The sequence below is a fragment of the Fimbriimonas sp. LA-C6 genome, from assembly GCF_055398105.1.
This window is the reverse complement of sequence record NZ_AP038796.1, coordinates 2,516,333-2,527,897: the sequence shown is the minus strand read 5'-3', so window position 1 is coordinate 2,527,897 and position 11,565 is coordinate 2,516,333. Positions and strand designations below refer to the sequence as shown.

The window sequence follows — 11,565 nt, the reverse complement described above, 5'->3', positions numbered from 1 at the left end:
GATGATTTTGAATGTTGGGCTTACGGCGATGTGCCCTCATGGTGGGCAGGTGCAGGGGATTGCGAGTAGTCCACGGGTGACCTTGGGTGGGCAGCCTGCTTTGACTCTTTCTGACAATTTCTTGATTGCTGGGTGCGCGTTTACGGTGCCTCCCGGGAAGCCGCAGCCTTGCATGAAGGTGCAGTGGATGATGGGGGCGACGCGGGTGACGATTGGCGGGAATCCGGCTTTGTTGATGGACAGTGTTGGGCTTTGTCAGAGTGCGGATCAGATTCCGGCGGGTCCGCCGAATATCTCGGTGACCCAGATGAGGGTTAAGGGGACGTGATGCAGATCGACTACCCGTATCACATTGATCGAACTGGCGTGACTGCTACGGCGGGCACGAACAAGCATGTGTTGGACCTGATGGAGCAGGTGCTGTTTACCAATCCTGGGGAGCGGGTGAATCGACCGACTTTTGGCAGTGGGTTGCTTCAGTTGATTTTTGCGCCGGGTGGGACGGAGCTTGCGGCGGCGACTCAGTTTTTGGTTCAGGGTGCTTTGCAGCAGACGCTGGCGGATGTTGCGGTGATTCACACGGTGTCGGTTGAGACGATTGAGAGCACTTTGTTGATTAAAGTGCAGTACTCGATTAAGGGTGCGGGGACTCAGGAAGTGGCCGTCTTTGAGAGGTCGATGTAATGAAGCCTGGGGTTTATGATTGCGCGCATCCGAGGCGGAAGGTTCTTCTGGCTGCGAGTGCTGATCCTAAGCTGAATGGGATTGACTACCTTGAAGTTACGAAGATCGACAAGACTTCGACGACGTTGCAAGTCCACTTTGTAAGGCCGATTTCGAGTGGGAGTCTGAGTAAGTCGAACGTTCGGATTGATGGCGGGGTTCGGTTCCCTGCGCCTAAGGTTGCGAGCATTGATACTCCGCCTGGCAGCAACATTATGACGGTGGAGGTGGAGGGTGCGACTGACTACTCTTACTACACCTTGCTGGTTGTGGAGTCTCCTGCGGCTTCGGTTCCGCCTGCAGATTACGATCCGCTTTTGTCTCAGGTGAAGTTCTCGTTTAAGGTGTTGTGTCCGAACGATTACGACTGTCGGCAGTCGCCTGAGGATGTTGCGCCGGACTATGTTGAGCCGCATATCGACTATTTGGCGAAGGACTATAACAGCTTCCGGACCCAGATGTTGGATCGGCTTTCGGTGTTGATGCCGGGGTGGACTGAGCGGAATGCTGCGGATGTTGGGATTGCGGTGGTTGAGGTGCTGGCTTACGCTGGGGATTACCTTAGCTACTACCAGGATGCGGTTGGGACCGAGGCTTATTTGGGGACTGCGCGGAAGCGTGCTTCTGTTCGTCGGCATTCGCGGTTGTTGGATTATCGGTTGCACGATGGGTGCAATGCTCGGACTTGGTTGCAGTTTGATGTGACGGCGGATTTGGTGAATCTGCCTCAGGGCACGAAGGTATTGAGTAGACATAACAACCAGGTTGTGTTGCCTTTGACGACCCCTGTGCCGCCGAATGTGACGGTGTTTGAGACGATGGCTCCTGCGGCTTTGCGGGGGCAGCTTGGGTTGATCGAATTTCACACTTGGGGGGATGAGAGTTGTTGCTTGCCTGCGGGTTCGACGGGGGCGACTTTGGTGCATCCGGACCCTAAGACGAAACTGTTTCACGTTGGGGATCTTCTGCTTTTGGAGGAGGTTCGGAGCCCTGTGACTGGGACGACGGCTGATGCGGACATGCAGAAGCGGCATGTGGTGCGGCTGACGTCCGTGGTGGTCAAGAGTGATTTGGTTGTTGGCAACGTGGTGGTGGATGTGGAGTGGGATGCTCAGGATGCGCTGCCGTTTGACCTTGATATTGGGCAGACGAAAGGGTCGCTGCCTTTGAGTGTTGCGCGGGGGAACGTGGTGTTGGCAGACCATGGGCGGACGTTGGCGGCGGAGGAGTTACCGGCTGCGGAGGCGGATGGTCGGCTTCGGCTTCCTTTGGGGCCGATTTCTCAGCGTGCTCGGGTTGCTTCGAGGAAAGGGATTCCTCGGGGGTTGGATAATCAGCCTGTTTCGTTTGACCCTCGTGGGCCGGCGACTTTGGCGCTTCAGAGTGATCCGGCGCGGGCTTTGCCAGAGATTTTCCTTCATCCGGTGGACGATGGGGCGGAGATTTGGCTTCCTCAGCATGACTTGTTGGGAAGTGATCGGTTTGCTAAGGAGTTCGTGGTTGAGACCGAGGAGAACGGGATGGCCGAGGTCCGGTTTGGGGATGGGATGCGAGGGGCGATTCCACCTGCTGGGGCGATGGTTGCGACTTACCGGATTGGGAACGGGACTGCTGGGAACGTTGGAGCGGAGTCGCTGGCGCATGTGATCACGAATGTCGGCGGGATTGCGGGGGTGCGGAATCCGCTGCCTGCGACTGGTGGCCAGGATCCTGAGAGGCTTGAGAAGGCTCGGATTTATGCCCCGCAGGCGTTCTTGACTCCTAAGCGGGCGGTGACTTTGGATGACTACGCGAGGGCGGTTGAGAAGCATCCGGAGGTTCAACGGGCGGTTGCGCTTCGGATATGGACCGGCAGTTGGTACACGATTCAGATTTTGGTGGACCGGAAGGGTGGCAAGCCGGTGGATGCTGCGTTTGAGCAGACGCTGGTTGAGTTTTTGGATAGCTCTCGCATGGCGGGATACGACATTGAGATTGCGGCGCCTCGGTTTGTGGCGCTGGATATTCATATGACGGTTTGCTGTGATGCTGAGATGTTTCGCAGCAATGTGAAGGCGGCATTGAGGACCGCGTTTAGCAAGTTTTTCTCGCCTGATAATTTGAGCTTTGGGGAGTCGGTTTATCTGAGTGAGATCATTGCGGTGGCGATGCAGGTGCCGGGGGTGATTGGGGTGGACCTCGACTCGAAGAGTGTGCCGACGAACAAATTTGGTCGGTATGGCAAGCCGGAGATGGGTGAGTATGCGGCGGGCAAGATCGCGATTCGGCCGCTTGAGGTGGCTCGGTTGGCGAACGATCCGAACTTCCCTGAGAACGGGCGGATTGAGTTTCTGATGAGAGGTGGACGATGAGCGGCGGGCAACAGGCATCCAATTGCGGCGATTCCCAGATTGAGGTGACGGGTCGATTTAATGCGCCTGGGTTGCCTGAGTTTCGGTATTCGGTGGGCAAGCATGGCGACTTTTTGGCTCGCATGTTGTTGCAGCTTTCTCAGAGGCGGTTTGCGGAGAGTTCGCTTGACACTGAAGATTCTGTGACTCGGTTTGGGGCGCCGCCTCTTGCTGCGCTGACGACGCGTGAGCAGACGGATCCGACGATTGCGATGTTGGATACGTGGTCGGTTGTGGCCGACATTCTTAGCTTCTATCAGGAGCGGATTGCGAATGAGGGGTATCTGCGGACAGCGACTGAGCGGCGGTCGGTGTTGGAGCTTTCGCGTTCGATTGGGTACGAGCTGAACCCTGGGTCTTCGGCGACGGCTTATCTTGCTTTTACGGTTGAGGATTCGCCTGGATCGCCTGGGACGGTGACTGTTCCAGCTGGCACTAAGATTCAGAGCATTCCTCAGAAGCGGGAGTTGCCTCAGAGCTTTGAGACTTCTTCGGAGTTCGTAGCTCATGCTACTTGGAATGCTTTGAAGCCTCGCTTGACACACCCGCAGGACTTGAAGGGGACTCAGCCGAGTGTTTTGTATGTGTCGCAGCCGGATCCGGATATTAAGGTGGGTTCGAATGTGCTGGTGGTGTTGGATGTTTCTGGGAAGCCGACGCCTGGGGTTCGGGTTGTTACGAATATTTCTTATGACTCGTTCTCGAAGCTGACTCGGCTTGACTTGCAGGAGGGTGCTCCGCCTACACCGCCGATTTCACCACCTCTGCCTCCGCCTCTCGTTTTTGACTTTACGAAGCTTCTTACTCGGGTCGTTGCGTATCAGACGATTTTGGGGATGACTGTTCGGGAGAGAGATTATCGGGCTTATCAGAAGACGTATCGAATCTCGCCGTCTATCCTTGCTCGGCGGGCTGAGTATGTTCGGTTTGAGCCGGTGAGTCCTCCTGTGGTGAAGCCGCCTGACAAGCCTAAGAAGGCAGTGATTAGCCCTCCTGCTGTTGGGTTGTATGCGTTTAAGGCTTCATGTGGAGTGTTTGGGAACACGGCTCCTTTGTGGGACACGTTGGCGAGCACTTTGAAGGTGAGTGTTACAGACAGTGGTGCCCATGAGACGCCGAACAAGGCTATCTATCGGAAGAACTGGGAAGGCAATACGATTCACCAGAGTGGTGCGACCACGGGCAACGGGGCTGACAACAATCACGACAAGATTGTTGATCTGCCTGCTGGGGTGATTCGGCTGGAGCGGGTGGTGTCGGAGGCTGTGCTTGGGACCTGGGTTGTGGTGATTCCTCAGGAAGGGTTGAGTATGGCGGACATCAAGCGGGTGGGGGCTTCTAGTGATCAGACCGTGAGCGACTACGCGTTGAGCGGGAAATCCACGATCATTGAGCTACGTGAGTTTGACGATCTTGATGGCAGTAAGGCTTTGACTGCGCCCAGCGCTACTTTTGGTTTTCGGTCTACTACGGTTCTGGCTGGGAGTCGGCAGATCCAGCTTCCTCAGCTTCCAATGACGGAGGATATTGGGCATGGGACGGATCATGAGGCGAGTCAGATCACTCTGAACTCGATGGTTCTGGGGCTGCAGATTGGGCAGCCGGTGATCATTGAGGGTGAGGATGCTGAGTTGCGGGGGACTCAGGCTACTGAGCTGCTGTTCATCAAGGACATTGTCCATGCCGATAACTTAACGACGCTTTATTTCACGACGGCGATGGTGCATCGGTATGTGCGGACCAGTGCGACATTGACGGCCAACGTAGTGCCTGCTACTCATGGTGAGACTGTTGCTGGTGAGGTTCTGGGAAGTGGGGATGGGACTCAGGTGAACCAGAAATTCAGTCTGAAGAAGCCTCCGCTGGCTTACACGCCTGCTCAGACTCCTACGGGGGCGGAGACGACGTTGTCTGTTCGTGTGAACAACGTTTTGTGGCATGAGGTGCCCCGGCTGTATGCGCACGCTCCGGGTGAGAAGGTGTTCCAGGTGCGGCTGAACGATGATGGCAAGGTGAATGTCACGTTTGGTGATGGGATATCGGGTGCTCGGCTTCCTTCGGGACTTGAGAATGTTACGGCTACTTATCGGACGGGTGGCGGGTCTGCGGGTCGGGTGAAGGCTGGACTATTGACTTTGTTGGCTCAGAAGCCGCTTGGGATTCGGTCGGTTCGGAATCCGATGGATGCGGAGGGGGGCGTGGACCCTCAGACTCGGGATGATGCTCGGGTTGCGGCTCCGCTGACCATTTTGACTTTGCAGCGGGTGATCTCTCGGAAGGATGTGGAGGACCTGTCGCGCGGGTTTGCAGGGGTTGGAAAGGCGAAGGCGATTGAGCTTCGGCGAGGCGAGAGCCTTTGGGTTTTGCTGACGATCGCTGGCGTGGACGGGAATCCGCTTTCGGAGACGTCGGATACGCGGATCAAGTTGGATGCTTCGTTGCGACAGTTTGCGGATCCGGCGTTGAACATGAAGCTGGACACGTTTGTGCCGCGGCTGTTTGCGGTGGGGGCAAATCTTTTGATTGATCCTGATCGTGTGAGGGCGGATGTTGAGGATGCGGTGCGGGCGAAGCTGGAGACGGTGTTCTCATTTGCTGCTCGGGACTTTGGGGAGAGCGTTTCGCTTGCGGAGGTGACGACGGTGATCCAGAGTGTTCCGGGAGTGATTGCTTGCCAGGTGACCACTTTGAAGCGGATTGGAATTATTGGGGAGCCGGAGCTGAATGTGAAGCTGCCTTCGGCGAAGGCTGTATGGACTGGGAAGACGCCTGATCCGGCTGAGCTGCTTTTGATCAGTCCTCCTAACGTGACCTTTGGGGAGATGAAACCATGAGCGATCGGCTTTACGAGTTACTACCTTCGATCTACCGGATTCGGGATGAGGAGAACGGTGAACAGCTACGCGCTTTGATGTCGGTGATGGAGGATGAGTTCAATCGGCTTGAGGGCGATGTGGCCGGGCTGTATCAGGACTGGTTCATTGAGACTTGTTCGGAGTGGATCGTTCCTTACATTGCGGATCTGTTGGGGCTGGAGGGTGTTCGGCCGTCGCCGGATGGGAGCTATAGCCAGCGGGCGTTTGTGGCGAATACCACGGCGTATCGGCGTCGGAAGGGGACTGTGCCTGTGTTGGAGCACATTGGGCGGGACCTTACCAACTACCCTTCTAAGGCGACAGAGTTTTTCCAGCTTTTGGCTGTTACCGAGCAGCTGAACCACGTGCGTCGGCAGCCTGGTGGGACGGCGTTGGTGGGGGACTCGGAGAAGGCGCGTCGGGCTGGGTCGGCGTTTGATGCGAATCCGCATACGGCGGATGTTCGGTTGATTGCTTCGGGGCGGGGGGCTCACAACATCATGAATGTGGGGGTTCATTTGTGGCGCGTTCAGAGTTTCTGGATGGAGCGGGTGGATGCGCATGTGGTGGCGCCGGGCTGCTTTACGTTTGACCCTCTTGGGCGGGCGATGGCGCTTTATAACCGGCCTCATTCGACGCTTGACTTGGGCGATTTGACCGAGGAGGTTGATGTGCCGGAACCGCTGCATCGACGGCCTTTAGAGGATGAACTTGAGCAGTTGCGTGATCCTCAGGCGCCGGATACGGATGGCGTTTACTTTGGGTTGCAGCCAGTGGTTGAGGTGTTTGTGGATGGGAAGCAGATTCCCCAAGAGCAGATTTTTGCAGCGAACTTGAGTTTGTGGCGGCAGCCGCCTGCTCCTTCTGGGCCGTTTCCGCACTTTGCTTTTGATCCTAAGTTGGGTCGGCTTACCACTCATCCAGGGATTGTTGGACGGGTTCAGGTGAGCTACTGCTATGGGTTCCTTGGGGATGTGGGGGGCGGGCCTTATGATCGGCGACGGTATGAGACGTCGGTGCAGCCTGATCTTGTTCTGAAGATTTCGGAGACGGGATTTGGGAGCATTGGGGCGGCTCTTCTTGCTTTGCCGGATCAGATTCAGATGGTGAAGGCTGAGCTGAGCGCGAAGGGGAAGACGGATTCGTTTGTGGCGGTTCTGGAGATTGCAGACAACCGGACCTATACGGAAGACCTGGTGCTTTCTGGGAAGGATGTGGACATTCGACTAGTCAGTTCCAATGGGTGTCGGCCGACGGTGATTGGGAATATCAAGGTGGCTGACAAGGAGTGTCCGAAGTCGGTGACGATTGAGGGGCTGTTAGTCCAAGGGAGTTTGTCCGTTGGAAAGAACCTGGCTGGGTTGACCTTGGTGGATACGACGCTGGTTCCAGTGAAGGCGAAGGACTCGCTTACGGTGGATGCCGCGAATGTTGTGTTGGAAGGGGTTTTTGCGCGGTGCATTTTAGGCAGCGTGTCTGCCCCTGAGGAAGTTACGGATCTTTGTTTCTCGGACTGCATCTTGGATGGGTTTGGGGGCGTGGTGATGGCGGATGGTCCGAAGAGTTCGTTTGCCCGATGTACCGTTTTTGGTTCGGTGAAGGTGCGGGAAGTGGAGTATGTATCGGAGTCCATCTTCTTGCGGCCGCTGATGTGTGACCGGACGCAGGTGGGTTGTGTGCGGTTTTCTTATATGCCTTTGGAGTCGAAGACTCCTAGTCGGTATCGGTGCCAGCCCGATATGGAGCGGGATGGTTTGTACGCGCAGGCTAAGGCGAAGGGGCATGATCCGCTTTCGCCCGCTGAGGCTCTGGAGCTTCAGCAGCAGGCTTGGATCGCAACTCGTCCTCGATTCACCTCGGAAACCTATGGAGATGCGGCCTATGCCCAGTTGGGGCGGGGGTGTCCACAGCAGGTTTCGACGGGTGCTGAGGATGAGGGTGAGATGGGTGTTTGGCACATGTTACACGAGGGCCGGAGGTTGGCAAACTTCTCGGCTGGAATCCAGGAATACGTTCGATTTGGTCTCAAATTCGGAGTTTTGATGCGCAGTTGAGGAGCTTATGAAAGGTGATTTCTCCAAGATCGGTTTTCGACCCGAGCAACATTATGCTCAGGTCCTGTTTCAGCAAGGCAGGGTCACGCTTGACGCTGATTTGAACGAGCAGGCGGATATTGAGGCGCATTTAGAGGAGACCACGCGCCTTGATGTGATTGGCCAGACGGGTGCTCCGTTCCATGCGCCTGCGTTTGGGTTTGTGGCGCTTTCTGGTGATATCACTGCGGGTGTTCCTTATGGTCAGTTGGGACTGACACCGGGTCGGTATTACGTTAATGGCGAGCTGGTGGAGTGCGAGGGCACGGCTCCGTTTGCGGTGAATTCGCTGTCGAATTTGGCTGTTGAGCCATCGCCGACGGGCATGTACCTGGCTTACCTGGATGTTTGGCATCGGCTCGTTACGTATTTGGAAGACCCTCAGCTGCGTGAGATTGCTCTTGGGGGTCCCGATACTGCGGTTCGCATCAAGACGGAGTGGCAGGTTCGGATTGAGCCGACCAACTTTGCGGAGTGTAGTGACCTTCCCTATCCGTATGATCCTGCGCCGCGTACGTTGCCGACGATGCTGGCGAAGGTGACTCCTCCTGATCCGAACAGTGATCCTTGTAATGTTCCTGCCGGGGGTGGGTTCCAGGGGCTGGAGAATCAGCTTTATCGTGTGGAGATTCATCAGCCGACTTCGGGTGGTGGGAAGGTTACGTTTAAGTGGTCGCGTGATAACGGGTCGGTAGCGGCGAATATCACGGATGTGAATGGGAAGACAGCGCTGCTCTCGACGGATGGTCGGGATGAGCGGACCGGGTTCCAACAGGCTGCTTATATTGAGTTCTGTTTGCCGAACCAGGATGTTTTGGGCACGCCAGGTGTGCTGACCAACAACATTAAGCCGGTTGGCGAGGGGCTGGTGGAGACTGCGGACGGCACCAACTGGGGTGCGGACGTTGTTGCGACGAAGAACGGCATTGCTCGGCGGTGGGATGGCACTGGCGAGGTGGTTGTTGGCAAGGAGATTGAGCTTGAAGAGGGTGTGACGATCACCTTTACCGGGACCGATTTCCGCACGGGCGACTACTGGGTGATTCCTGCTCGGGCTGTGATTGCCGACATTATTTGGCCCAAGGGAGTGGCGCTTCCTCCATCGGGGATTTCGCATGGGTATGCGGTTCTGGCTCTTCTGAATAAGTCTGCTGGGAAGAAGTGGAGTTTGGTTTCGGACTGCCGGAAGTTGTTCCGTCCGCTGAGTGAGGAGACTCTGTTTCTTTATGTGGGCGGGGATGGGCAGGAAGCGATGCCCAACTTCATGTTGCAGTGTCCGCTTTCGGTGGCGGTGATTACGGGGCAGTGGCCCACGAAGAACGCTCGAATCAGTTGGACGGATATCAGCTCTACACCGGGGCTATTGAAGCTGACGGATATTTCGAATAATCCGATTGCGAGTGGGGTGGTGCTTAAGACCGATAAGGACGGCTTGAGCATGATTCAGGTTCAGCTTCCGAGTGATTGGAAGCAGTTGGATCAGCATCGGTTCCAGATAGAGGCTCGGTTGTTGGATGGTTCTAATAAGCCGATTGCGGAGCCGATTCGGTTTGGTGTGAATGGAAGTATTGCGAACCAGGTGAGTTACGATCCTGGTGCGTGCCCATCGCTGACCACGCCTGCGGTTGCTGATACTGTTCAGAAGGCTTTGGACCGCCTGAAGTCTTTGCGTCGCATTGCTTATGTGGGCGGTGACGGACAGAGTGCGCTTTGGGACACGAAGGATCCTAGCCAGATTCTTCCTCTGGATGTGCCTTTGCAGGTGGCGGTTTCTAGTCTTTGCGGGCCTTCGGATGGGGACACGGTTACGTTCACGACGACGGGTGGCAAGTTGGCGGACTCGTATGCGAAAGCGCCGAGTGGTGGATCTAGTTTTGATGCGCCTGTTGTGAACGGGGTGGCGACTTGTTATTGGCAGCTGGACGGCAGCGGCGACCCAGTTCAGACGGTGACTGCTGTCTTGAAGGGGGCTGAGGCCGTTGAGGTTCCGAGTAGCGTTACGTTCAACGCGACGATTGAGCTTGCTAGCAATGTGCGTTATACGGCGGCCTGCGACAACCTGAAGGAAGCGGTGAATGTTCAGCTGGCTTTGGACAAGCTTTGCATGGTTCCCAATCTCTTGATGGTGGGTGGGGATGGACAGGAGCCAAATGCACAGGGCATGTTGCCTTCTGTTTTGGTGGTTCGCGCGATGAATGGCGGTGGTCCGCTGGCGAATGCGAAGGTCGAGTTCACGATTGTGGGTGGGGCTGGACGGTTGCTGGGTGATCCGAATATTCATGTGTCGGACACGGATGCGATGGGTTATGCCTCTGTTGCAGAGGTTTTCCAAGATAGCGAGGTGTTGGTTGTTCGGGCTGCTTTGATTGGCACGGACGCACAGCTGTTCTTTACTTCGCAGAAGGTTGGGCGGGTTCGGAAGCCTTCGTTGACGCTGGATGAGATTCGGATTCTTGGGACTGACCAGGTTTTGACCAATGGCATGCATGTGCGGTCGACTTCGCTGTTGAAGGGTATTCAATTCCTGTTCAGCAGACGCATTGCTCAGCAGACCTTTAATGCGGGATCGGTTTCTTTCACTATGGAGATGCCGATACGGATCAATTTGAATCCGGGCAACATTGCGGGAGCGGCTACGAATGTGAGTGGTGCGACTACCGACAACGTCAATGTTGCCACGCATTTGGATGTGTCGCACCTACCGACGATTGGGGATGTTAGGATCAATCCCTTTACGATTAACTCGCTGCTTGGGAATGCGACGCTTGCGGAGAGGATTACCGCGACGGGGGCGGCGACTACGGCGGCGACCGTAGGGAATGGCACGACTGTGGAGACTGGTGGGGTTGCTTCGCGAGACCCATTTACCATCCCGTTCTCATTTGACATGGTGTTGGGTGGGTCTTATGAGAGGACGAGTACCGGCAACGTGTTTACCCCCGAGCGGTATGCGATTCAGCTTTTGAGTGTGTTGGAACCCGGCGCACAGATTCTTACTCGGCTTTGCGTGAAAGGCGATTATGTGGCGAGCAAGGACGACAGCAGTGATTCGTTGATCTACTTGAGTGCAGCCGGTTCGAAGATGGCTGGGGACGACGCTCGGTTTGGGAAGTACGTGGACGAGGACGCGCCGCCAGGAGGAGATTTCACGATGTGGTTCTTCCTTCAGGTGAGTACGTTCACGGTGAATATCATGCCTCCGACGACGGAGTTCCGGACGAATAATCCGCAGACTTCGAGCCACAAGTGTTCGGTTCAGATGTTCAAGGCTGTGACGAAGGACACGGCGTTCCAGGTGGTTTGCGATGATCCGAGCATTGAGGTGCAGATCATGGGCTTTATTCCGAATGGGCAGACTTCGGGGAACTTCCTTTTGATGGTTCCTTTCCGGGACAAGCCGAGTGTTGTGACGATTACGGCGACGGTGGACGGTGTTTCGGAGTCGGTTCAGATGCCGATTACGATCAATACGGCACCGAACGATTGATATTGGTGGGTGGCCTC

6 protein-coding genes are annotated in these 11,565 nt (G+C 56.1%); all 6 read left to right on the top strand.

From position 1 onward, the window contains the following. The first annotated feature begins 1 nt into the window (after position 1). Genes ACZ51B_RS11715 through ACZ51B_RS11690 form a run of 6 tightly spaced genes read left to right on the top strand, consistent with a single transcriptional unit; the run spans position 2 to position 11,548 of the window. Entirely contained in the window at positions 2 to 328 is a 327-nt protein-coding gene (locus ACZ51B_RS11715) for a PAAR domain-containing protein (protein ID WP_464293511.1), read from the top strand. Further along, positions 328 to 684 carry a GPW/gp25 family protein gene (locus tag ACZ51B_RS11710; protein WP_464293510.1) on the top strand — a complete coding sequence of 119 codons (357 nt, stop codon included), beginning with the start codon at positions 328 to 330 and terminating at the stop codon, positions 682 to 684. The genes ACZ51B_RS11715 and ACZ51B_RS11710 overlap by 1 nt, the downstream gene beginning before the upstream one ends. Next, positions 684 to 3,074, top strand: coding sequence for a putative baseplate assembly protein (locus tag ACZ51B_RS11705; protein ID WP_464293509.1), 2,391 nt, complete (start codon positions 684 to 686; stop codon positions 3,072 to 3,074). The genes ACZ51B_RS11710 and ACZ51B_RS11705 overlap by 1 nt, the downstream gene beginning before the upstream one ends. Beyond that, a complete protein-coding gene (locus ACZ51B_RS11700) occupies positions 3,071 to 5,947 on the top strand; it encodes a putative baseplate assembly protein (protein WP_464293508.1) in 2,877 nt (958 codons plus the stop codon). Before ACZ51B_RS11705 ends, ACZ51B_RS11700 begins: the two co-directional genes overlap by 4 nt. Beyond that, positions 5,944 to 8,022: a hypothetical protein gene (locus ACZ51B_RS11695; RefSeq protein WP_464293507.1), complete on the top strand. Its 2,079-nt coding sequence runs from the start codon at positions 5,944 to 5,946 to the stop codon at positions 8,020 to 8,022. Before ACZ51B_RS11700 ends, ACZ51B_RS11695 begins: the two co-directional genes overlap by 4 nt. Positions 8,023 to 8,029: 7 nt before the next feature. Further along, on the top strand, positions 8,030 to 11,548 hold the full coding sequence (locus ACZ51B_RS11690) for a DUF6519 domain-containing protein (protein ID WP_464293506.1): 3,519 nt from the start codon (positions 8,030 to 8,032) through the stop codon (positions 11,546 to 11,548). Positions 11,549 to 11,565 lie beyond the last annotated feature (17 nt).

Bases quoted from the DNA above. Each gene is read 5' to 3' on its own strand.
- ACZ51B_RS11715 (WP_464293511.1), top strand. From the start codon at position 2: ATGATTTTGAATGTTGGGCTTACGGCGATGTGCCCTCATGGTGGGCAG.
- ACZ51B_RS11710 (WP_464293510.1), top strand. From the start codon at position 328: ATGCAGATCGACTACCCGTATCACATTGATCGAACTGGCGTGACTGCT.
- ACZ51B_RS11705 (WP_464293509.1), top strand. From the start codon at position 684: ATGAAGCCTGGGGTTTATGATTGCGCGCATCCGAGGCGGAAGGTTCTT.
- ACZ51B_RS11700 (WP_464293508.1), top strand. From the start codon at position 3,071: ATGAGCGGCGGGCAACAGGCATCCAATTGCGGCGATTCCCAGATTGAG.
- ACZ51B_RS11695 (WP_464293507.1), top strand. From the start codon at position 5,944: ATGAGCGATCGGCTTTACGAGTTACTACCTTCGATCTACCGGATTCGG.
- ACZ51B_RS11690 (WP_464293506.1), top strand. From the start codon at position 8,030: ATGAAAGGTGATTTCTCCAAGATCGGTTTTCGACCCGAGCAACATTAT.